Genomic DNA, 22,318 nt, shown 5'->3' with positions numbered 1-22,318 from the left:
GTCGTTATGGGCCGAAAGCTCATTGTGCCTTCGGACAGGCTATTGAGGTGCGGCTAGGAAGGCGATATGTAACCCGGAGGGGCAAAGTGTTGTGGGAAACGGATTCAATATGAGCGGGGAGGAGATGCCATGAAAAGGAGAGCTGGCCAAGTGGAAAACCGAAGACTTCCTTTTGATTTTATTTGTTGGGTCATACTCGGCCTCCTGCTATTCCCGGCATCGGGAGTGTGCGGCAATCCCGTGCTAAGGACAAAGACTTTGAAACCAGGGCAGAAAGATCTGAACAGCCAAGTGCCCGCAAAACTTGGTAAGGAAGTTCAGAGATTACACCCCTGTACGGGGGGACCGGACTTGGTGCTGAAGAAAATGCGACCCGCTTCGGTGACCCTAGGAAGAAACAAGGGAATCGATATCCATGTCTTGGTTGTCAACGAAGGTGAAGTGGATTTTAGGGCCAGTTCATCCCATACGCCGACTCTCAACATTAAAGTGCATGACACGTCTTCCGGCAGGACAGAACAGATCATGTCCGAACCCATCCGGAATCTCGCCCGTGGAGCCACCTTTACGGTGATACCCAGGTATGAAATCAGAGGATTTCGAGGAATTGGGCATCGGGATCCCCGTCGAGGCGAGTGTAAGGCGGAAAAGGAAATTACTGCTTGGATCCATACCTTCCCCGCCACCTATGAGGACGAGGATATAGCCAACGATGATTGCAATCTGGCCAATAACAGGAAAAGAAAGATCGTTGAGTACATGGTGGAGTGTCCGTGGTAATTGCGCAGGAGAGGGCAAAAAAAGACCGTGCTGTGGGCACGGTCTTTTTTTGAACGATGGAGGCGGCAACCGGATTCGAACCGGTGAATAACGGTTTTGCAGACCGCTCCCTTACCACTTGGGTATGCCGCCGTCTGTGGGATTACTCATTAGCCCAAAACGGCCCGGATGTCAAGGCTGTGTTGATCCGCTCTCCCGCGCGGCCTTGAGCCCTTTGGCCTTTCGGTAGAAGTCCTGGAAATAACCGGCCGCGGACCAGTAGCCGAGGATCACGGAGATCCAGAGGAAAATCGTACCCAGGATCCACAAGGCCTTGCTGAGCACCGGGACGTGGAGCAGGAGAAGGAGAATGGCGATGGTCTGGGAGATCATCTTGTTCTTGCCCATGCGACTGGCGTCCAGGATGAGGCCCTGGCTGGCGGCGATGGAGCGGAGACCGGTGATGGTGAATTCCCGGCCGATGATGAGAAAAACCACCCAGCCGGGAACCTTGTTCAATTCGATGAGCATGATGAGCACGCCGCAGGTGAGAAGCTTGTCGGCCAAGGGGTCCAGGAGCTTGCCCACCGAGGTGACCATGTCGTAACGGCGCGCCAGGATGCCGTCCAAGTAATCGGTGACCGAGGCCATGACGTAGAGGACAAAGGCCACATTCATTCGGTATCCCGTGGTGGGCGGATTCAGCACCACGAGGATGACCGGAATGGCGATCATGCGCAGATAGGTGAGCAGGTTGGGCAGGGCCGTAAGATTTTTCTTGGAAAACTCGTCGCGTGTCATCGCCTTTTGTATCTCATATAGTGTCGAAGTACCCGCCTCAAGTAGGCGTTGGTCTCCTGGAAGGGGGGAATACCTCCGTACTTTTCCACCGCTTCCGGGCCGGCGTTGTAGGCCGCCAAGGCCAGCAAGAGGCTGTTGTTGAAACGGCGCAGCATTGCCTTGAGATAGCGTACCCCGCCGAAGATATTCTCCATGGGATCGAACGGGTTCTTGACCCCCATCTCCTTGGCCGTTTGGGGCATGAGTTGCATCAAGCCCATGGCGCCCTTGTGGGAGACGGCCGTGGGATCGAAGCCCGATTCCGCCTTGATGATGGCACGAACGAGCCGTGGGTCAACCCCGAAAGTGGAGGCGGCCTTGCGAATGGGTTGGTCGAAGGCGTCCTCCGACATGGCCCGCGGTAGGGGAAGCGTGGGCAAGGGGGGCAGATCCACCTTCCGGTAGGCGGGCGATGTGGGTACGTTGGTAAAGTGGACCACGCCCTGATCGTCCACATACTTGTAGATGGATCCGGCATGGGCCGAAGGGATGTGCGTGCCCCACCCAAGCACCACCCAGAGGGCGGCCAGGATGGCACAGAGTCCCACTGATCTCCCTTTTCCGTCCATGGCCGTCCGATCTCCCATTGAGGCGAAGGGCGTCCCCTATTGGCCCTCCACCTTTTCCCAGTCCTTCAGGAACTTTTCCATGCCGATGTCCGTCAGCGGATGCCGCACCAGCTGGTCGATCACCTTGTACGGGATGGTGGCGATGTCCGCACCCATTCGGGCGGCTTCCAGCACGTGGAGCGGATTGCGGATGCTGGCCACAATGATTTCCGTCTCAAAGAGGTAGTTGGAATAGATGTCCACGATCTGTTCCACGAGATCCATTCCCGTCGCGGCGATATCGTCCAATCGCCCCACGAAGGGGCTCACATAGGTGGCTCCCGCCTTGGCGGCCAAAAGGGCCTGCAGGGGCGAGAAGACCAGCGTCACGTTGGTCTTGATACCCTCATCGGCAAGTCGGCTCACCGCCTTGAGCCCTTCGGTGGTCATGGGGATCTTGACCACCACGTGGGGATGGATGGCGGCCAGCTCCCGGGCTTCCGCGATCATGTCCTCACCGGTGGTGCTCACCGCCTCGGCGCTCACCGGTCCCTCGACCCGTTCGCAGATCTTCTTGATGTGATCCAGGAACCCCCGGCGATCGGTAATCCCTTCCTTGGCGATCAGGGAAGGATTGGTGGTGACGCCGTCCAGTACCCCCAGGGCGTGGGCCGCTTCGATTTCCTTGAGGTTGGCCGTATCGATGAAAAACTTCATGCTTTTGTTCCACTCCTTTCCTCAACCATTGGCTGTCAGGTTCCACGGGACTTTCCGTGGGGGTTTCCTTGGCCGGCCAGGTAGGAATCCCGGCACTGGCGACTGCAAAAATAGACATCTTTTCCCCCGATGCGCGCCCGAACTCCGTGTCGCTTGAGGAAGTAGGTGCCGCACTGGGGGTCCTTGATGAGGTCGGCTTGCTGGTCCGCACGTCCCGAATCCTGTTCGGAATCTGTTTTGGACAGCTTGGGCTTGAAATATCGATAAAGAAGGTAGCCCAGCAGGGCATAGATCAGCAGGCGAATCATAGCGGCTTCCACCTTTCCACGGCCTGAGCCTGCACGGACGGTTCCTCCAGGAGCTGACTCACGGTCCGGCCAATCCGGGGATGGCACAGGTCCGGGGCGATCTCCTGGAGCGGCTCCAACACAAAGCGGCGCTCATGGGCCCGGGGGTGGGGGACGGTCAATTCCGCCGTGTCCAGAATGAGCCCCCCGTAAAAGAGAAGATCCAGGTCCAGCGTCCTGGGGCCCCAACGCACGGTGCGTTCCCGGCCGAAACGTTTTTCAATGGCCAAAAGCACCCTCAAAAGGGCGTGTGGATCCAGCCGTGTACGACAGGCCAAGGCGCCATTGAGAAACCATGCCTGATCTTCCAATCCGATGGGCCGGGTCCGGTAAAGGGAGGAGACGGCCATCAGGCGGATTGCTTCCGTACCCCCGAGGACCTCCAGCGCCTCTCGGAAGGTGGTTTCCGGATTTCCCATGTTGCCGCCGAACCCAATGTGGGCCGTTTGCCACTGATCCATCGGCCTCTCCCGCCTTCCAGTGCCCGGCTCCACCGTGGCCGGCTTCCGCGAACCGGCTGCGGGGGTCGCATCTCCGCCAAGGTGCAGGATAGACGTCTATGTGATGACTGTGGGCCTTCGCGGAAGCGCGCAGCACCAGCGCTTTCGCAAACGCCCTCAACGGTGATGAGGTCCCAGCACTTCTTCCAAAAACAGGCTTTTGGGAAGGAGCCTCGTCGGAGCACGCCGTTGGCCGGCGTTCTCCAGGGCGCCCGTACGAGGGCAAAGCCCGTTTCCTTTTATCCTGACATCTGATGCGTGCGGCTTCATGGGCGTGCCACACTGCCAAGGCGATACGAAAAGAGACCAACCCGTCTCTACACCCGCACGGCGGATCCCGCAGCACGGGCCCATCTGCCGGTCCCACACCTTTTATCTGCACAAGGCAACAAGGGAGCGATCTGGGCGCTTTCCGGCAGACTCCTACAAAGAGACTTTGCGGATACGCTCCACCGCTTCTTGAATCCTTTCCTTGCTCACCGTGAGGGCCATGCGCACAAAGCCCTCTCCGGGCGCACCGAAGCCGCTTCCCGGCGTGGTGACGATGCCCGCTTCCTTGAGCAGCAGCGAAGTGAACTGGGCCGAGCTCATGCCGTTGGGCGTCGGGCACCACACGTAGAAAGTGGCCTTGGGCGGCTCCGCACGGAGGCCCACCGCATGCAGTCCCTCGATCAGAACATCCCGGCGTTCCTGGTAGGTGGCCTGCATCTGGTGCACGCAGGACTGATCCCCTTCCAGGGCCGCAATGCCGGCCAGCTGAATGGCGTTGAAGGCTCCCGAATCCACGTTGCTCTTGATCTGAGCCAGGCCCTCCAGCACGTGGGCGTTGCCCACCGCAAATCCCAGACGCCATCCGGTCATGTTGTAGGTCTTGGAGAGGGAATGGAATTCAATGCCCACTTCCTTAGCCCCGGGCACCTCCAGGAAGCTCATGGGTTTGTATCCGTCGAAGGCCATTTCCGTGTAGGCGGCGTCGTGGCAGACGATGATGTCGTATTCTTTGGCAAAGGCAACCACCTTCTCGTAAAAGTCCGCTTCCGCCGTGGCGCCCGTGGGGTTGTTGGGATAGTTGATGAAAAGGAGCTTGGCCCGGCGGGCCACATCGGCGGGAATGGCCTCCAGGTCCGGCAGGAACCCGTTGTCCTGGACCAGGGGCATTGGGTGGGACGTGCCGCCCGCAAACATCACCGCCACACTGTAGACCGGATAAGCCGGGCTGGGAACCAGGGCCACATCCCCCGGGTTGATGAAGGCCAGCGGAAGGTGGGCGATGCCTTCCTTGGATCCGATCAGGGTGATCACTTCCGAGTTGGGATCCAGCTCCACGCCGAAGCGGCGCTGGTACCAACGGGCCACGGCGCCCTTGAAGTCGTTCATACCGCTGTAGGACGGATACTGGTGGTTGGCCGGATCCTGTGCGGCCTCGTGCAAACGGTCGATGATGTGTTGGGGAGTGGGCAGATCGGGATCGCCCACGCCCAGGTTGATCACATCCACGCCCTGGGCGATCAGTTCCGCTTTCAGTCGGTCGATTTCCTTGAAGAGATAGGGGGGGAGTTTTTTGACTCGATCTGCAAACTCAAACGCCATGCCTTCCTCCAATCAGCACCTTAACGCAGTTTCAACACGTCTTGCATGTCGTAAAGTCCAGGGGGTTGCGTCACAACCCATTTGGCCGCATGAACGGCTCCACGGGCAAAGTTGTCCCGGCTGTGAGCCCGGTGGGTCACCTCGATTCTTTCGCCCATCCCGGCAAAAAGCACCGTATGTTCCCCGACCACGTCGCCGCCGCGCAGGGTCTGAACTCCGATGGCCCCTTCCGGCCTCTCGCCGATCAGTCCATGGCGCTCAAAGACGCCCACCTCTTCCAGTCGGCGGCCGCGAGCCGCGGCGGCCGCTTCGGCAAGCCGCAGGGCCGTGCCGCTGGGAGCGTCCTTCTTGAACCGGTGGTGGGTCTCCACGATTTCCACATCGTAGGCGGGGCCCAGCAGACGGGTGAGTTCCTCCACCACCTTGAACAGCACATTGACCCCCACGCTCATATTGGGAGCCAGCACGCACGGGATGGAACGGGCGAGGGAACGGGCCTTTTCCAGCATGGGCGGGGTAAAGCCCGTGGATCCGATGACCATGGCCGGCTTTCTTTCGGCGGCTGCCTGCAGGTTGGCCAGGGAGGCATCTGCGGTGGTGAAGTCGATGACCACATCGACGGGTCCCGGCAGTTCCTGAAAGGATCCGGAGACGAGCAGTCCCGTCGGGGCTCCGCCCGTGATAGAGCTGACATCCTGGCCGACGGCCGGGTGTCCGGCGCGCTCGAAGCCCCCCACCAGCTGGATGCCGTCTTCTTCTTTGAGAATCTGGGCAATACGTGATCCCATGCGGCCCCCAATGCCTGCAACCGCTGCTCGCACCATGGCGGTATCCTCCTCTTATTGGGATCGCTTTCCCTGTGCGCTGAACCCGTAATCCATCAACCCTAACCCGTAATCCGCCGCCCGTGAACCGTCATGGAAGGTGTGGACCGTCCTGGGGCTTCCCTATGTCCGGAGAAATTGGTCATGGGTACACCATCTCCCTCAAAGGTCCTGGAAAATCCAAAGGCGGCCGGGCCGGCTGGGATCAGAGCAAGCCGTATTCTTCCAGGGCTTGTCGAACCTTGGCCGTTCCAGCGTCGCTGGTGGGCACCAGCGGCAGTCGTGCGTGGTCGCTGGCGATCCGGCCCATGAGCTTGAGGGCCGTCTTGACGGGAGCCGGATTGGTTTCCACGAACATGGCATGGCACAGGGGCAGCAACTTGTAGTAAAGCTCGTGGGCTTCCCGAAGTCGGCCTTCCAGAACATGGTTGCACAGATCCGCCATGTCCCGGGGAGCCACGTTGGAGACCACCGAGATCACTCCCTTGCCGCCCACGCACATGAGCGGGAAGGTGATGTAATCCTCACCGGAAAGGACCACGAAATCCTCGCCGCACAGGCGGATGATGTCGGTGATTTGCTTCATGGACCCCGTGGCTTCTTTCACCCCGACGATGTTCTTGATGCGGGCGAGCCGGGCGATGGTCTCCGGTTCCATGTTCACGGCACTTCGACCCGGAATGTTGTAGAGGATAATGGGAAGATCCACGGTTTCCGCCACCGTCTTGAAGTGCCGGTACAAGCCCTCCTGGGTGGGCTTGTTGTAGTAGGGCGCGATCATGAGGGCTCCATCCGCCCCGCATTCCTTGGCATGCCGGGTCAGGCGGACGGCTTCCGCCGTATTGTTGGATCCGGTGCCGGCAAGCACGGGAACCCGGCCCTTGACTTGATCCACGGTGATCTCGATAACCCGCTCGTGCTCCTCATGGGTGAGGGTGGCGGATTCGCCCGTGGTGCCGCATGGAACGATCCCGTGGGTGCCGTTCTCGATTTGAAAGTCGATGAGGTCCCTCAAAGCCGGCTCATCAACGGCCCCGTCTTGGAACGGCGTTACGATGGCCACAAAGGCTCCCCGAAACATAGCAACCTCCTCTTTGGAAAGATTCAAAACCTTTTCGCTCCATCCCTAGTGGCCGCCGGGTGCGGCCGCTCCCATGGAGAAAAGGTGTCACTCTACGTGTGTTTTTGCTGCCGGCGCCGGCACTCTTTCGCGACGGGGACAACTTGTCGTCGAGGCGGGTTCAAAACCCGCCCCTACAACGGCCTGTCCAGGCCGACCGCAGGGGCCCACAGAGAGCAACCTGAACGTGTTCAGACAGCCTTCTAGAGAGTCTCCTGCCATAGACGCCCTTCGTAGGCAACCCGGGCCTCTCCTTCGAGGAAGACGTTCCGGTACTCTCCCGGTCCCATTCGGTCGAAATGGATGGTCAGGGTTTCTCCCCCTTGGGTCACGACCCGCACGGGAACGTCGACCAGGCCGCGCTCGTGGGCGGTGAGAGCGGCAGCGATGGAACCGGTGCCGCAGGCCAGCGTTTCGTCTTCCACCCCCCGTTCATAGGTGCGGATACGAAGTCGGTCCCGGCCCAGCACGGCCACGAAGTTGGCGTTGGTCCCGGCGGGTTGGAATCGTTCATGATAGCGCACGGCACGGCCCATGCCCGCCACATCCAGTTGTTCCAGTTCCGGCTCTTGGGGGAGGAAACAGACGGCGTGGGGCACGCCCGTGTTGATGAAATCGACGGTAACGGAGCGACCGGCCGCTTCCAATGGGATGGCGCCTTGGAAATCGAAGGGATCGGTCATCTGCACCTTGACGCGTCTTCCGTCCACGTGGGCCCGGATGATGCCCGCCAGGGTTCGAAAACGAAGGTCCCGCTCTGTCACGATCCCGGTAAGAAACGCGAAACGGGCGGCGCAGCGCGCTCCGTTGCCGCACATCTCAGCCTCACTTCCGTCCGCATTGAAAAAGCGCCACCGGAAGTCACATTCCGGATCGTTCTCGATGAAGATCACACCATCGGCACCCACCGACAGCTTGCGCCGGCACACCTGGACGACGAAATCCCGACACTTGGGCGCATCGGCGCAAAAGGAACCAGAGCGGTTGTCGATCACAACAAAATCGTTTCCGGAGCCGGTCATCTTATAAAAAAGGATGGGTTCCATGTGTCTCTCTCTCGATTCAACGAAGAAACTCGGGGATTCGTTCCGCTCGCACCAGATCTTCCCACGTTTCCCGCACGCGGATCACATGAGCGGCGTCGCCGCGGACGAGCACCTCAGCCGCTTTGGGCCTGGAATTGTAGTTGGAGGCCATGGTGAAGCCGTAGGCCCCGGCGCTCATCACAGCCAGGTATTCTCCGGGTTCCACCTGGGGCAGTGCGCGTTCTCGGGCGAGAAAATCACCGCTTTCACAGATCGGGCCCACCACATCCACGGTGTCGGTGGGCCGGTCCGTGCTCACGACCGATTGAATGTGGTGGTAGGAGCCGTAGAGGCTCGGGCGGATGAGATCATTCATACCGGCGTCCACAATCACGAAGTGCTTCTTGGGTGTTTTCTTCGTATAGAGAACTTTGGTGAGCAGGATCCCGGCATTGCCCACAATCACACGGCCGGGTTCGAAGATCACCGTGCAGTGGAGGCCCTCCAATTCGTGGACGATGGCCTGGGCATACTCGGTGGGGTGGGGCGGCGTTTCGCGATCGTAGGTGATGCCCAGACCGCCGCCCAAGTCCAGGAAACGGATGTGGATGCCGATCTCGGCCAACCGGGCGACGAGGGTTCGGAGTCTTTTGAGAGCGTCCACGAAGGGCTGAACGTCCGTGAGCTGGCTGCCTATGTGGCAGTCCACGCCCACCACATCCACGGACGGAAGCCGTGCGGCCCGGCTGTAGCTTTCCACCGCTTCATCCATGGTCACCCCGAACTTGTTCTTTTCCATGCCCGTGGTGATGTAGGGATGGGTCTTGGGGTCCACATCCGGATTGACCCGCAGTGCGATTCGGGCCCGTCGCCCCAAGGCGGCGGCCCGCTGGCTGATGGCATCCAGCTCCTGGCTGGACTCGATGTTGAACATGAGGATGTCTTCCGAGAGGGCGTAATCGATTTCCTCTTGGGTCTTTCCCACCCCTGAATACACGATGCGTTCCGAGGCGATGCCGGCCTGGCGGGCCCTGAAAAGCTCTCCACCGGAAACGATGTCCACTCCGGCTCCCAGGGAAGCAAACAACCGGAGGATGGACAGGTTGGAATTGGCCTTGACGGAATAGCAGGTCAGATGGGGCAGCTGGGCGAAGGCCTGGTCGAACACAGTGAAGTGGTGGCGGAGCGTGGCATGGCTGTAGATGTAACAGGGGGTGCCCACCTCTTGCGCGATGTGCTCCACGGGTACGTCTTCACAATAAAGCCGACCGTCTCGGTATTGAAAATGGTGCATCGTTTCTCCTCAAAGGTCCTGTCTGCTACTTGAAGCGAACGTTGCGCACTTCGAACCACCTGGAAAGGAGCCCTTCCCGGTAGGGGGCATCCACGCTGACCGCAGAGACGGCGTAAAAATAGACGTGGTTGGCCTTTGCCTGGGTGTCCACATAGGGCGGTGCCGCCACGGGCTGCACCGTGAGCCGGGTGATCCCTTTGTCGTCCTTGCGATAAACGTGATAGCCCCGGACCGGCACCAGGGATTCGGTCCAGTACACCTCCAGAGCCTGCTCGGTGGGGATGGCCCAGACGGATTCGGGAGGGGGCGGTGTGATCTTGCGGGGTGCCCGTACCGGACCGGATTCGGCCCACGGTCCCCAGATGCGTGCGTCCAAGAGGGTGCGGAAGGGACGCACACGGTATTCATAGGTCTTTTCGGGAACGACCTTGGTGTCGAGAAAGCCGTTTCCGGGGCTGGTCTCTTCCGTAAGAGGTGCCCACGATCCGTCCTTCATCCGGCGTTCTATCCGGAGTGAATGGGAAGCGGCGTCGGAGGGAGCCTTCTGGGAAGAAGCGATGTCCCAATGGAGAAAAATTCCCCGAGGTTCCGTGGTCGCCTGCAACCGGCTCACTGCTGGAGGCGCATGGCCCATCAGGATGCGTACGGGCGGTGAGAGGGAAACCAATGAGTCGTTCGGACCCAGGATCCCGACCCAGTAACGAAGAGCCGGGACGTCTTCGGAAAGAGAGTCTTTCCAGGTAATGGTATGGCCTTCCACCTTCCAGGGGCCGGTGGCCGCCGGATCGATTCGAACGACCGGTACGGTGTCGACCGGGGGGCACTCGGCGCATTGGGCGTCCGTCTGCTCGGTGATCTCCCGTTGCACCACAAAGGTGTAGTCACCGGGCGTTGCTCCGCGGATCCTTTCGGGAATCTCCCACCGAAGCTGGACCGTGCGGCCTTCCACGTCCGCCTCAATTTTGGTGACGCAGGCCGGGGCTTCCGGACTCAACGGTTTGGGAGGCGTCTTCTTGCCGCACGCGCTCAGGGTCATGATCATTGCAAGGCACAGAGCCGCAAAGGTGTAGGCCTTCCGTGCTGGATGGGAAAGGCGCTTCATTGCCAAACGATTTCCTGTTGGGGTCGTCAAAAGGCCTCGATCCTTCCTCTTTATGGGAACACTGGGCGCTGCTTTCAGACGGTCGTCCCATGGAATGGGTCCGTCTCGCCGATCGTTCATCTGTCGTGCGCTATGAAATGACCGGCGCATCGCCATCCGCGGCTCTTCGTCGGGATTCCACGTCGGCCCGGGTGGCTTCAAGTGCCTCCCGAACCCGCTCGGTGGAGGTGCCCCCCAGCGAGCGGCGGCGGTCCACGGCGGATCGAATGTCCAAAATGGAAAAGATATCCTCTTCCAGGGCCTTGTGGAACTTCTTGAGCTCATCCAGGGTGCAGTCCGAAAGGTCCTTGCCCTCCCGGATGCAGTGGCTGACCAGCTGGCCCACCACATGATGGGCCTTTCGGAAGGGAACGCCCTTGAGCACCAGATAGTCGGCCACGTCCGTGGCCAGGGCGAAGCTCTGGGCAGCTGCCTGGACCATCTTTTCCTCGTGGAATTGAAGCGCGGGCAGCATCTTGTTGAGCACCGCCAGGGTGCTCAGCAGGGTGTCGGCCGTGTCGAAGGCGGGTTCCTTGTCTTCTTGAAGATCCCGGTTGTAGGTCAGGGGAAGTCCCTTGGTGAGGGTGAGCAGGGCCATGAGATTGCCGTAGATCCGGCCGGTTTTTCCGCGCATCAGTTCCGGCACGTCCGGGTTCTTCTTCTGTGGCATGATGCTGGAGCCGGTGCAGAAGGCGTCGCTGATCTCCACGAAATCGAATTCCGGGCTGGACCAGAGCACCAATTCCTCGGACAGGCGGCTGATGTGCATCATGGCCAGGGCCCCCGCCGCACAGAATTCGATGAGGTAATCCCGGTCGCTCACCGCATCCATGCTGTTTCGAATCACGCGGGGAAATCCCAGTTGGCGGGCGGTGCGTTCCATGTCGATGGGGAAGGTGGTCCCGGCCAGAGCGGCACTGCCCAAGGGCATCACGTTGGTGCGGTTGAAGCACTGGGCCATGCGCTCTTCGTCCCGCAAGAACATTTCGCAGTATGCCAGAAGATGGTGGGCCAGGAGGACCGGCTGAGCATGCTGAAGATGGGTGAAGCCGGGCAGGATGACGTGCAGATTCTTTTCCGCAAGATCGGTCAGGCCGGTGATGACATCCAGAAGCAGCCGACGGCATTGCAAAAGCACGTCGCGCATGTAGAGGCGGGTGTCCAGTGCGATCTGATCATTTCGGCTCCGTGCCGTGTGGAGCTTGCCGCCCACCTCGCCGATTTTTTGCATCAGGCGCTGTTCCACGGCCATGTGGATATCTTCTTGGGACGGATCCAGATTCAACTCCCCCCGCTCAGTCTCGCGCCGGATCTCTCCCAGCGCCTGGACGATCTGGGAGGCTTCATCGTGGGAGATGATGCCGCAGTCCGCCAACATACGGCAGTGGGCGATGCTCCCTTCGATGTCATAGCGATACAGACGGGAATCAAAATGGATGGAGGCCGTGTACTCTTCCACCATTTTGTCCGTCGGCTGATCAAAGCGGCCTTGCCACAGCTTTTCCGACATAAAGGTCAACTCCTGCGTCGTGCACGAAGGATTCAAAAATCCCAAATGCCCCGGATCGTTCTCACATCACCCAGCCCGATCTATCCTTGCTTCCGGCCCTTTCGGACCAGGGACTGGATCCGCAGCCGCAAGCCCTGCAGCCGGATGAAACCGGTGGCGTCGCTCTGTTGGTAAACGTCTTCCTCCTCGAAGGTGGCCAGTTCCGGATCGTACAGGGACAGGTCCGATTTTCGGCCGGTGACCATGCAGTGGCCCTTGAACAGCTTGACCCGAACCGTGCCGGTGACCGTCTGTTGGGAGGTATCGATGAGACTCTGCAGGGCCACACGTTCCGGCGCAAACCAGAATCCATTGTAAATCAGCTTGGCGTACTGGGGAATGAGCGAATCGCGCAGGAACATCACCTCCCGATCCATGGTGATGGATTCCATGGCGCGGTGGGCGATGCGCAAAATGGTGCCGCCGGGCGTTTCGTACACACCCCGCGACTTCATCCCCACGAAGCGGCTTTCCACCACATCGGCCCGGCCCACGCCGTGGCGGCCTCCGATTTCGTTCAGGCGGGCGAGCAGCGCGGCGGGGCTGAGCTTTTCCCCGTTCACGGCCACGGGATCACCCTTTTGGAATTCGATTTCGATGGTTTCCGGCTTGTCCGGGGCCTTTTCCGGGTCCACGGTCAAGGTGAACATGGACGGATCCGGTTCCTTCCAGGGGTCTTCCAGGATTCCTCCCTCGTAGCTGATGTGCAGCAGATTGGCATCGCAGCTGTAGGGCTTTTCCTTGGTGACCGGCACGGGAATGCCGTGGTGCCGGGCAAAGTCCATGAGGGCCTGGCGGGACTTCAGGTCCCATTCCCGCCAGGGGGCGATCACTTTGATGGAGGGATCCAGGGTCATGTAGGTGAGCTCAAAGCGCACTTGGTCGTTGCCCTTCCCGGTGGCGCCATGGCTGACCGCGTCGGCCCCCTCCTCGTGGGCGATTTCCACCTGTCGTTTGGCGATGAGCGGCCGAGCGATGGAGGTGCCCAGAAGGTATTGGCCTTCGTAGATCACGTTGGCGCGAAACGCGGGAAAGACGAAATCCCGGACGAACTCTTCCTTAAGATCTTCCACCCGGGCTTTCACCGCACCGGTCTTGAGTGCCTTTTCCTCAATGCCGCTCAGGTCCTCTCCCTGGCCCAAGTCGGCGGCGAAGGCCACCACCTGGCACTGATAGGTTTCGATGAGCCACTTGAGAATGATGGAGGTGTCCAGTCCGCCCGAATAGGCCAAAACCACTTTCTTAACGTCCATGATCTTTCGATTCTCCTCAAGATTCCCAGGTTCAGGGCGATGCACAACGGCGACCGAAAGGCGGGACTCTAACGGATTGAAGCCCCTTTTGGCAAGCGGATCCCGGCCGAACAGGGCCGTCGCCCGGGGTTCCCGTCCGGGGGCGGCCCGGGAGGCCGGGGCGGGGCGATGGATCCTTCGCCCCTCCGTGGATCATCCCGCCGCTTCCACCAAGAGCCAATAGATCAAGGCGGCCTGAGCATGCAGGCGGTTTTCCGCCTGGTCGAAGACCACCGACTGGGGTCCCTCCAGCACCTGCTCCGTGATCTCTTCTCCTCGGTGGGCGGGCAGGCAGTGCAGGACCATGGCATGGGAAGGGGCCGCCTTGAGCAGCTCCTGATTGACCTGGTAGGGCTGGAAGATGGACCGTCTCACGGCGGCTTCCGATTCCTGGCCCATGCTGGCCCAGACGTCGGTGTTGATCACATCGGTGTCTTTCACGGCTTCGCGGGGATCGTCAAAAAGACAAATCCTTGCCGCCCCTTCCGTTCGGGCCCGTTCGATCACCTTGGCGCTGGGCCAATAGCCTTCGGGGCAGGCCACATTCAGGCGGAATCCAAGACGTGCGGAGGCGTTGATCCAGGAGTGGGCCATGTTGTTGCCGTCCCCGATCCAGGCCACGACCATGTCGTCCAGGGACCCTCGCTTCTCCCGGATGGTCAAAAGATCGCTCAGGACCTGGCACGGGTGATAGAGGTCCGTCAATCCGTTGATCACCGGGATCGAGGCGTACCGGGCGAGCGTTTCCAGCTCTTGCTGGGCGTAGGTTCGAACCACCAGCGCGTCGATATAACGAGAAAGCACCCGGGCGGTGTCGGACAGGGGCTCGGCCCGAGCGATCTGGGTGTCCTGGACGCTCATGAAGGTGCAGTGACCTCCCAGCCGATGCATGGCCACCTCGAAAGAGACCCGGGTGCGCGTGGAGGGCTTGGAGAAAATGAGGCCCAGGGTTCTTTGGGGCAGGACAGGCGTCAGCTGTCCAGCGGTCCAGTCCGACTTGATCTTGGCGGCCAGATCCAACAGATGCTCACATTCTTCGGTGCTGATATCCAAAAGGCTCAAAAAATCCCGTTTCATCCTTCCAGCTCCTTCAACACGGTGTCCAGGGTATCGGCCACCCGGTCGATCTCTTGCCGGCTCACCACCAAGGGCGGCACGAAACGAAGGACGGTTTCGTGGGTGCAGTTGATGATCACCCCTTTTTCCAGGCAGCGGTCCACCACGGTCTTGCCGGGTCCAACCAGTTCCAAGGCCAGCATGAGCCCCCGGCCTCGGGCGTCGCGGATCAACCCGGAGTGCCTGTCCCGCAGGTCCTCCAATCGTTCCAGGAAGTAGCGTCCTGTATCCCGCACCTGGGACAAAAAGTCTTCGTCCGAGATGATCTCAAGGACCTTGGCGGCGGCCGCTGTCACCAGGGGTGTGCCGCCGAACGTGCTGGCATGACTTCCGGGCGTGAAGGCCTGGGCGGCTTGGGCGGTGGCCAGCATGGCCCCGATGGGAAGGCCGTTTCCCAGCGCCTTGGCCAGGGTCATCACGTCGGGGGTCACCCCCAACTGCTCATAGGCGAAGAGCGTGCCCGTCCTTCCCATGCCCGTTTGGACTTCATCGAAGATGAGCAGTATGTCCTTCGCCGTGCATAATTCCCGCAGGGCCCTAAAGTAGTCCAGGTCCCCGATCCGCACCCCGCCTTCGCCCTGGATCGGTTCCACCAGGACGGCGCAGGTCTTTTCCGTGATGGCCCGCTCCACCGCCTCCACCGAGTTGTAGGGGACGTAGTGGAATCCCTCCACCAGGGGATCGAACCCTTGGTGCACCTTTTCCTGGCCCGTGGCGGAAAGGGTCGCCAGGGTGCGTCCGTGGAAGGAGTCTTCCATGGTGATCACGTGGAATCGGCCGGGTCCGTACTTATCCCGGCTGTACTTTCGGGCCAGCTTGATGGCCGCCTCATTGGCTTCCGCGCCGCTGTTGGCAAAGAAGACCTTGTCGGCAAAGGAGCGTTCGATGAGCATTTGGGCCAAGTGCACCTGCGGGCCGGTGTAGAAAAGATTGGAGACGTGCACCAGCTTTTGGGCCTGTTCGCACACCACGCGGGCCACTTCCGGGTGGCTGTGGCCCAGATTGCAGACAGCGATCCCCGCCACAAAATCCACGTATTCCTCGCCTTCGGTATCCCACAGCCGACAGCCGGCTCCCCGCTCGAAGGTCACCGGGTACCGGGCGTAGGTGTTGCAAACCAGCCTGTCACACAGTTCCATGATAAGTTGGCTCATGCGTGTGTCCTTTCTCTGCCGCCACGACGAGTTCGTGTTCCAACGATCTCCGTTCCAATGCCCGAATCCGTAAAGAGCTCCAACAGCACGCAATGGGGGATGCGCCCGTCCACGATGGCCACCTTGTGGACTCCGGCCTGCACGGCGTCGATGGCGCACTGGACCTTGGGGATCATGCCCCCCTTGAGGGTTTCGTCCTGCATGAGATCCGCGGCTTCGGAGGCCGTCATGGTGGAGATGAGCTCACCCGAGCGGTCCAGCACGCCGGGCACATCGGTCATGAGGATCAGCTTTTCGGCGTTCAGCGCCGAGGCCACTTTGCCGGCCACCAGGTCCGCGTTGATGTTGTAGGTCTCTCCGTCGGTGCCCACCCCCACGGGGGCGATGACCGGGATCACCCGGCTCTGTTCCAGAACCTTCAGGATCTCCGCGTTGATCCGCTGCACCTCACCCACGAGCCCGATATCGATGATCTCCGGGGGCTGGTCATCGCCCTGGTACCGGTAGATGTGCATCTTGCGGGCTTCGATGAGCTGACCGTCCTTGCCGCTCAAACCGATGGCGCGTCCTCCGTGGCGGTTGATGAACGCCACGATCTCCTTGTTCACCTTGCCGGCCAGCACCATCTCCACCACGTCCATGGTGTCTTGATCGGTGACGCGCATGCCGGCCCGAAAGTCCGACTTCTTTCCCACCCGATCCAACATGCGTCCTATCTGGGGGCCGCCTCCGTGGACCACCACGGGATGGATCCCGATGTACTTCATGAGCACCACGTCTTTGGCGAAGCTTTCCTTGAGCGCTTCGTCCTTCATGGCATGACCGCCGTACTTGATGACGATGGTCTTGCCGGAAAAGTGTCGGATGTAAGGCAGCGCCTCGATCAAGAGAGAGGCCGTGTCTCGCATCATGGAAGGGCTCCTTGCGTTGAGCGGCCGTCACAGAATGTAACGGCTCAGGTCCTGGTCCTGGATGATCTCGTTCAGGGTGTCCCGCACGTACCGGCGGGTGATCCGAATCACCTGGCCCCGAAGGTCCGGCGCATTGAAAGACACGTCCGAAAGCAGCTTTTCCATGACCGTGTGGAGGCGGCGGGCGCCGATGTTTTCCGCCCGTGAATTGACCTCGTAGGCGATCTGGGCGATCTCCTCAATGGCTTCTTCCTCAAAGATCAGCTCCACCTCTTCCGTGGCCAAAAGCGCCTTGTACTGGACGACGAGCGCGTTTTCCGGCTCTTGAAGGATGCGCACGAAGTCTTCTTTGGTCAGGGAATCCAGTTCCACTCGGATGGGAAAGCGCCCTTGCAGTTCGGGGATCAGGTCCGAGGGCTTGGCCACATGGAAGGCTCCGCTGGCGATAAAGAGGATATGGTCCGTACGCACCATGCCGTATTTGGTGTTCACCGTACATCCTTCCACGATGGGCAGCAGGTCCCTTTGGACCCCTTCCCGGGACACGTCGGGGCCGTGAGCGCTCTCGCGGCCCGCGATCTTGTCGATTTCATCCAGGAAGATGATCCCGGAGTGCTCCACGCGCTCCAGGGCCTGCCGGGTCACCTTTTCCATGTCGATGAGCCGTTGGGATTCCTGCTCCACGAGCAGGTCCCAAGCCTCGGGGATCTTCACCTTGCGCCGCTTGGTGCGCTTGGGCAGCATGGAGCTGAGCATCTCCCGGAAATTGAAGTCCATCTCCTCCATGCCGGCCCCGGCGAAGATGTCGATCATGGGGACGCTTCGGTCCTCCACCTCCAACTCCACGTAACGGTCGTCCAGGGCGCCCTGGCGCAGCAGGTTACGCAGCTTCTCCCGGGTGGCGTCCGCCCGCTGGGCCTCCTCCTGCATGGTCTGGGCTTCCGGGCCTTCCAGTTGGCGGGCCTGGGAGGGGGAAGGGCGCCGCGGGGGGGGGAGCAGGATGTCCAAGAGCTTTTCTTCGGCCAGCTCTTCCGCCTTGACCCGCACCGCCTCCAGTTCTTCGGAACGCACCATGTTGACGGCCAATTCCGTCAGGTCCCGAATCATGGATTCCACGTCCCGTCCCACGTAGCCCACTTCCGTGAACTTGCTGGCTTCCACCTTGAGAAACGGGGACTGGGCCAGTCGCGCCAGGCGGCGGGCGATTTCCGTCTTGCCCACGCCGGTGGGGCCGATCATGATGATGTTTTTCGGAGCGATCTCATCGCGCAGGTGTTCCGAAACCTGCTGGCGGCGCCAGCGGTTTCTCAGCGCGATGGCCACCATGCGTTTGGCCTCCTTTTGGCCGATGATGAACTTGTCCAGTTCCCGAACGATCTCCGCCGGTGTAAGCGGTTGCTGCATGGGCTCACAACTCCTCTACGGTAAAGACATCATTGGTGTAAATGCAGATGGAAGCAGCGATGCGCATGGATTCTTCGGCCACACGCCGCGCGTCTAAGTCGGTGTGGGCCATGAGAGCCCGGGCGGCTGCCAGAGCGTAGGGGGCTCCGGACCCGACGGCCGCCGCCGCCTCGTCCGGCTCGATCACATCCCCCGTCCCGCTCAGGATGAGGGTCTGGGAGGTGTCCGCGGCGATCAACAGGGCCTCCAGGCGCCGGAGCGCCCGGTCCGTTCTCCAGTCTTTGGCCAGTTCCACCGCGGCCCGGGTCAGGTTGCCGCCGTACTGTTCCAGTTTGGATTCCAGGCGTTCAAAGAGGGTAAATGCATCGGCGGTGGCGCCGGCAAAGCCCGCCAGAATGCTGCCGTGGAACATTTTGCGCACCTTGCGGGCCTGGTGCTTCATAACCGTGTCGCCAAAGGTCACCTGACCGTCACCGGCCATGACCACCTGGTCTTCCCGTCGCACCACCAACACGGTGGTGCTCCGAATGGGAGACGATGCGGACTGAAAGGAAAAGGACATGGGGTGTTCCTCCAGTGTGGACCAATTCAGGTGTTCTAGCGCTTGCGGCTGCGGGGATGGGCCTGGTCGTACACCTTCATGAGCTGGTCCAGGTGGACCTTGGTGTAGCGCTGGGTGGTGGACAAGCTGGCGTGGCCCAGCATCTCCTGGATGCTCCGCAGGTCCGCTCCCGAACTGAGCAGGTGCGTGGCGAAGCTGTGACGCAGCCCATGGGGGCTCAAAGGGCGCCACTGACCCGCTTGATGAAGACGGGCCTTGAGGATTCGGCGGACGGAGCGATCCGTCAGGCGCCCGCCCCGGGTGTTCACGAAAAGGGCTCGATCATGGCCGGCGCCAAGGGCGCGGTCCCGAGCCGAAAGATAGTAGTGGAGAGCCTCCAGGGCTTTGGACCCGATGGGGACGATCCGCTCCTTGGCTCCTTTGCCCAGAACCCGCACCAGGCCCTGTTTGCCTTCCACCGAATCTCGGTCCAGGCTCACAAGCTCGCCGACTCGGAGCCCCGTGGAATAGAGGGTCTCCAGGATGGCCCAGTCCCGAGCTTGCATCCAGGGGGCCCCGGTACGCCGGGCCTGTTGTTCCAGGTGATCGAGAAAGCGCACCGTATCGTCCACACTGAGAAAGCCTGGGACGGTGGTGGGAAGTTTGGGGGAGCGAACCGTTCGCATGGGATCATGCGCCAGGTCCCCGCGATCCACCAGAAACCGAAAAAAGGAACGGCAGGCGGAAAGGACCCGGGCCTGGCTGGTCTTGGCCAGCCGCCCGTGGAGACTCGCCACGTATCGATGCACCACCTCGTCGGTGAGCTCGTGCACGTGAACGTCCCGATCCATGCAATGGTGCTCCTTGGCAAAGCCCAAAAGACGCTCCAGGTCCGATCGGTAGGCCCTCACGGTCTCCTTGCTCAGCCCCCGCTCGTAACGTACATGGTCCAGGAAGTCTGTCAGGGCCCGACGGGCCGATCCATTCTTCATCGGGGTTCCATTTTACCTTGTCGCAGAAGTCCAAACCTGAGAAAAGATAGAAAAGCAGAAAAGCATGCAAAGCGAAAGTCTTTTCTTTCGTGGCTTTGGGGCTGGATACCATGATTGCTGGAAGTTAGGGAGGTGAACAGTCTGGTGGAGCTGAAAGAAAGCAGAGAGCAGGGTGTGCTGGTCGTGGAAATGCATGGGAAACTGGACATCACCACCGTCCCTCATTTCAAGGAACGATCGGCATCGTGGGTTGAAGGAGACCACAGGGCTTTGGTGTTGGACTTTGCTCATGTGTCCTTCGTGGACAGCTCGGGTCTGGGAAGCCTGGTGGCTTTGTTCAAACACATCAAGAGCAAAGAGGGACGTCTTGCCCTCTGTTGTCTGTCTCAGGAGATACAGGGTGTCTTCTCCATCACCAGGCTGGACAGGGTGATACCTGTCTATGAAGATCGTTCCCGCGCCGTTGAGGAGATGAAAGGTCAGCCGTGATGGGTGCTTGTAATTGCGCTCCCCACCCACTGGGCCCGGAACCCAATCGTGCGCCGGACTTGAAATGGTCCGCCCCGGCGCTCCTGGAATATATGGATCGGGCATTGGCCGAGGCGGACCATCTCTTTGAGGCGCACCCAGGCTTGTCCGGCCGAAAAGAGGTGCTCTTTTCTTTGCGCCTGCTCATTACCGAATTGTATTCCAATGCGGTGCGTCACGCCTATGGCGGCCAACCCATCGGGCCTCTTTCCCTTAAGATCTGGTTGGATGAGCGCTCGGCGGTGATCCAAGTGGAAGATCAGGGGGTCGGATTCCGATGGCCTACGGCCCTGCGCTCCTGCGAATGCCTCGAAGAGGGAGGGTATGGCTTGGCCTTGGTTTCCCAGTATGCAAATCGCTTGGAGTTCCAAAGTTCCCCCAAAGGCACGGTGGTGCGCTGCTACAAGTCCTGGTGAACCCGTCGGGAGAGGTGCCAGGTGCCCTGGGACGTGGCATCGCCGCCATACTCCAGGCACACGATGGACACATCGTCGCGGGGCGCTTCGCTTTTGGAAAAGGCTTGAAGGTCCTCCACCAGTGCGTCCACGAGCCCTTGCGGGCTCAGTTGGGCAGATCTTTCAAGGATTCGCCGGAGGCGCGCCTCCCCGTACGGATCCCCTTCCGGGTTCGGCTGTTCGATCACACCGTCGGTATACAAGATGATGCGGTCACCTGGCAGAAGACGCATGCGTCCTTCCTCGAACGGCATCAGTCCCCCCAGACCGATGATGGGGCCGCCCTGGTCGAGACGAGCCGCGATGGTTTTCCCTCGAAGCAGAAAAGGATGGGGATGGCCAGCGTTGCAATAGCGCAGGCTTCCTGAATGGGTATCGAGCAGCACATAGACGATGGAAAAGTGCTTTCCGAACCGCTCGATGGGATATTCCTGGTCCAGGATCTTGATGACTTCTTGGGGGGAGGCCAGAGCGGGATCCCCGGCAGCGTCCTGAGGAACGGGGCCTTGCGTGTCCAGTTTTTCCATGAGCTCGCCGGGGGGAGTGAGCCGATAGTAGGGGGCGGTGGGCAGGGGCGTTTTGAGGATGGTGCCGGTAATGGGCTGCAGCATTTGGGAGATGGAAACGGCCATGAGGGCGGCCGGAACGCCGTGGCCGCTCACGTCCAAGATGTAAGCCGCTGCGTGCCTTTCGTCCAAGCGAAAGATGTTGAAGATGTCTCCTCCTACTTTGGAGCACGGGTAAAAAGCCCAGGCCGCTTGCATGCGTTCGCTTTTGAGAGCCTGCTGAGGGATCAAGGCTTTTTGGATGCCGGCTGCTGCTTCCAGGTCCATTTCCAACTGGCGGTTTCGTTCTTGCAACTGCCGGTTCATCGCCTGCAATTCGTCCAAAAGCCGCTTGACCCGAAGGTGCGTGCGCACTCGGGCCAGGACCTCGGCTTTGCTGGCCCCCTTTTCCAGATAGTCGTCTCCTCCTGCCTCCAGGCCCCGGACTTTGTCTTCCGCGTGGCTCTGGGCCGAAACGAAGATAATCGGAATGGTCCGAAGGGAGGGATGGGCCTTGATGTGCCGGCACGCCACGACCCCGTCCATCTCCGGCATGACCACGTCCATCAAGATGAGGCTGGGGCGATGCTCCAGGGCCATTTCAACCGCCTCGCGCCCGTTGCTAGCCATCATGACGTGGTAGCCCGCCGAGCTCAAGAAGCTTCGCAGCAGCTCGCGGTTTACGCGGCTGTCGTCCACCACCAGGATGGATGCGTCCCTCTTCGGGCCATGGGGATATTCTTTTGCGTGCACGGCTGATGTCCTTTTTCCATGGGGATGCCGGCTTGTCGAAGGTGCCCATTCAGTCTAGCGGCATCCCGGCTGCCCATAGGAGAAGTCTCCAATCCCCTTCATGGTAGCTCGACAAAGGAAAAGTTGAAACCCGTAATGGGCCCCGAGCGCCCACCGCCAAAACGGGCAGCCGTGCCTTGCCCTTTCTTCATTGTCCATCACGCATCACGGCTTTGGGATGAAAGGAGGCGAGGTCCCATCTGGAAGGAACCGGAAAGCGAAGAGATGCTTGACAGGATCCGGCCCTTTTCCTTTACTGCCTGCAACCATAAGTTTTTATCTTCTCGTTGGAAATGGGACGCTCTGATGGGCGCGCCGGCACGTCCGCCCATTG

At 60.6% G+C, this 22,318-nt stretch carries 23 protein-coding genes and 1 tRNA gene; 3 read left to right on the top strand and 21 right to left on the bottom strand.

Annotated elements, in window-relative coordinates; translation table 11 throughout:
• Nucleotides 1–129: 129 nt before the first annotated feature.
• The gene (locus B9A12_RS04170; RefSeq protein ID WP_084056592.1) at nt 130–780 is read left to right on the top strand and encodes a hypothetical protein; all 651 of its coding nucleotides are present in this window, start codon (nt 130–132) and stop codon (nt 778–780) included.
• Between the two features lie 57 nt (nt 781–837).
• On the opposite strand, the gene B9A12_RS04165 is transcribed toward B9A12_RS04170, so the two are convergent.
• The 20 genes from B9A12_RS04165 to B9A12_RS04070 all read right to left on the bottom strand — a co-directional run bounded on the left by B9A12_RS04165 (nt 838) and on the right by B9A12_RS04070 (nt 19,664).
• Nucleotides 838–912: transfer RNA gene (locus B9A12_RS04165), tRNA-Cys, on the bottom strand.
• A gap of 39 nt (nt 913–951) precedes the next feature.
• Nucleotides 952–1,560 (bottom strand): CDP-diacylglycerol--glycerol-3-phosphate 3-phosphatidyltransferase, encoded by a 609-nt coding sequence (pgsA, locus tag B9A12_RS04160; protein ID WP_084056590.1) that lies wholly within the window; start codon nt 1,558–1,560, stop codon nt 952–954.
• Nucleotides 1,557–2,168: a lytic transglycosylase domain-containing protein gene (locus B9A12_RS04155; RefSeq protein WP_084056757.1), complete on the bottom strand. Its 612-nt coding sequence runs from the start codon at nt 2,166–2,168 to the stop codon at nt 1,557–1,559. The genes pgsA and B9A12_RS04155 overlap by 4 nt, the downstream gene beginning before the upstream one ends.
• 36 nt (nt 2,169–2,204) lie before the next feature.
• Nucleotides 2,205–2,864 carry a fructose-6-phosphate aldolase gene (fsa, locus tag B9A12_RS04150; RefSeq protein WP_084056588.1) on the bottom strand — a complete coding sequence of 220 codons (660 nt, stop codon included), beginning with the start codon at nt 2,862–2,864 and terminating at the stop codon, nt 2,205–2,207.
• Nucleotides 2,865–2,899: 35 nt separating this feature from the next.
• A complete protein-coding gene (locus tag B9A12_RS04145; RefSeq protein WP_084056586.1) occupies nt 2,900–3,172 on the bottom strand; it encodes a hypothetical protein in 273 nt (90 codons plus the stop codon).
• Entirely contained in the window at nt 3,169–3,672 is a 504-nt protein-coding gene (gene folK / locus B9A12_RS04140; RefSeq protein WP_084056584.1) for a 2-amino-4-hydroxy-6-hydroxymethyldihydropteridine diphosphokinase, read from the bottom strand. Before folK ends, B9A12_RS04145 begins: the two co-directional genes overlap by 4 nt.
• A 462-nt stretch (nt 3,673–4,134) precedes the next feature.
• Complete coding sequence (locus B9A12_RS04135) at nt 4,135–5,301, bottom strand: LL-diaminopimelate aminotransferase (RefSeq protein WP_084056582.1); 1,167 nt, start codon at nt 5,299–5,301, stop codon at nt 4,135–4,137.
• Nucleotides 5,302–5,321: 20 nt separating this feature from the next.
• Nucleotides 5,322–6,125, bottom strand: a complete 804-nt coding sequence (dapB, locus tag B9A12_RS04130) for a 4-hydroxy-tetrahydrodipicolinate reductase (RefSeq protein WP_084056580.1) — start codon at nt 6,123–6,125, stop codon at nt 5,322–5,324.
• A gap of 205 nt (nt 6,126–6,330) precedes the next feature.
• The gene (gene dapA, locus B9A12_RS04125) at nt 6,331–7,206 is read right to left on the bottom strand and encodes a 4-hydroxy-tetrahydrodipicolinate synthase (protein ID WP_084056578.1); all 876 of its coding nucleotides are present in this window, start codon (nt 7,204–7,206) and stop codon (nt 6,331–6,333) included.
• Between the two features lie 242 nt (nt 7,207–7,448).
• Nucleotides 7,449–8,291, bottom strand: coding sequence for a diaminopimelate epimerase (gene dapF / locus B9A12_RS04120; RefSeq protein WP_084056576.1), 843 nt, complete (start codon nt 8,289–8,291; stop codon nt 7,449–7,451).
• A gap of 16 nt (nt 8,292–8,307) precedes the next feature.
• Complete coding sequence (lysA, locus tag B9A12_RS04115) at nt 8,308–9,564, bottom strand: diaminopimelate decarboxylase (RefSeq protein WP_084056574.1); 1,257 nt, start codon at nt 9,562–9,564, stop codon at nt 8,308–8,310.
• A gap of 25 nt (nt 9,565–9,589) precedes the next feature.
• On the bottom strand, nt 9,590–10,666 hold the full coding sequence (locus B9A12_RS04110; protein ID WP_084056572.1) for a fibronectin type III domain-containing protein: 1,077 nt from the start codon (nt 10,664–10,666) through the stop codon (nt 9,590–9,592).
• Nucleotides 10,667–10,796: 130 nt separating this feature from the next.
• Entirely contained in the window at nt 10,797–12,215 is a 1,419-nt protein-coding gene (gene argH / locus B9A12_RS04105) for an argininosuccinate lyase (RefSeq protein WP_084056570.1), read from the bottom strand.
• 80 nt (nt 12,216–12,295) lie between these two features.
• The gene (locus tag B9A12_RS04100) at nt 12,296–13,507 is read right to left on the bottom strand and encodes an argininosuccinate synthase (protein WP_084056568.1); all 1,212 of its coding nucleotides are present in this window, start codon (nt 13,505–13,507) and stop codon (nt 12,296–12,298) included.
• A 192-nt stretch (nt 13,508–13,699) separates the two neighbouring features.
• Complete coding sequence (gene argF, locus B9A12_RS04095) at nt 13,700–14,623, bottom strand: ornithine carbamoyltransferase (protein ID WP_084056566.1); 924 nt, start codon at nt 14,621–14,623, stop codon at nt 13,700–13,702.
• Nucleotides 14,620–15,816, bottom strand: a complete 1,197-nt coding sequence (locus B9A12_RS04090) for an aspartate aminotransferase family protein (RefSeq protein WP_139796485.1) — start codon at nt 15,814–15,816, stop codon at nt 14,620–14,622. The genes argF and B9A12_RS04090 overlap by 4 nt, the downstream gene beginning before the upstream one ends.
• Complete coding sequence (gene argB / locus B9A12_RS04085) at nt 15,813–16,727, bottom strand: acetylglutamate kinase (RefSeq protein ID WP_245802341.1); 915 nt, start codon at nt 16,725–16,727, stop codon at nt 15,813–15,815. Before argB ends, B9A12_RS04090 begins: the two co-directional genes overlap by 4 nt.
• A gap of 27 nt (nt 16,728–16,754) precedes the next feature.
• The gene (gene hslU, locus B9A12_RS04080) at nt 16,755–18,131 is read right to left on the bottom strand and encodes an ATP-dependent protease ATPase subunit HslU (protein WP_084056564.1); all 1,377 of its coding nucleotides are present in this window, start codon (nt 18,129–18,131) and stop codon (nt 16,755–16,757) included.
• Nucleotides 18,132–18,135: 4 nt separating this feature from the next.
• On the bottom strand, nt 18,136–18,693 hold the full coding sequence (gene hslV, locus B9A12_RS04075) for an ATP-dependent protease subunit HslV (protein WP_084056562.1): 558 nt from the start codon (nt 18,691–18,693) through the stop codon (nt 18,136–18,138).
• Nucleotides 18,694–18,728: 35 nt separating this feature from the next.
• Nucleotides 18,729–19,664 carry a tyrosine recombinase gene (locus tag B9A12_RS04070; RefSeq protein WP_084056560.1) on the bottom strand — a complete coding sequence of 312 codons (936 nt, stop codon included), beginning with the start codon at nt 19,662–19,664 and terminating at the stop codon, nt 18,729–18,731.
• 114 nt (nt 19,665–19,778) lie between these two features.
• Between B9A12_RS04070 and B9A12_RS04065 the strand changes: the two genes are divergently transcribed.
• Both B9A12_RS04065 and B9A12_RS04060 read left to right on the top strand, forming a co-directional pair.
• On the top strand, nt 19,779–20,153 hold the full coding sequence (locus B9A12_RS04065; protein ID WP_139796484.1) for an STAS domain-containing protein: 375 nt from the start codon (nt 19,779–19,781) through the stop codon (nt 20,151–20,153).
• Nucleotides 20,153–20,608 (top strand): ATP-binding protein, encoded by a 456-nt coding sequence (locus tag B9A12_RS04060; protein ID WP_084056556.1) that lies wholly within the window; start codon nt 20,153–20,155, stop codon nt 20,606–20,608. The genes B9A12_RS04065 and B9A12_RS04060 overlap by 1 nt, the downstream gene beginning before the upstream one ends.
• Here the strand turns inward: B9A12_RS04060 and B9A12_RS04055 are convergent.
• Nucleotides 20,593–21,945 (bottom strand): PP2C family protein-serine/threonine phosphatase, encoded by a 1,353-nt coding sequence (locus tag B9A12_RS04055; RefSeq protein ID WP_084056554.1) that lies wholly within the window; start codon nt 21,943–21,945, stop codon nt 20,593–20,595. The two genes, B9A12_RS04060 and B9A12_RS04055, sit on opposite strands and share 16 nt — an antisense overlap.
• Nucleotides 21,946–22,318 lie beyond the last annotated feature (373 nt).

This window comes from Desulfacinum hydrothermale DSM 13146, from assembly GCF_900176285.1.
Lineage (GTDB): Bacteria > Desulfobacterota > Syntrophobacteria > Syntrophobacterales > DSM-9756 > Desulfacinum > Desulfacinum hydrothermale.
The sequence above is the reverse complement of the archived record's forward strand: the minus strand, read 5'-3'. Positions and strand labels throughout refer to the sequence as shown.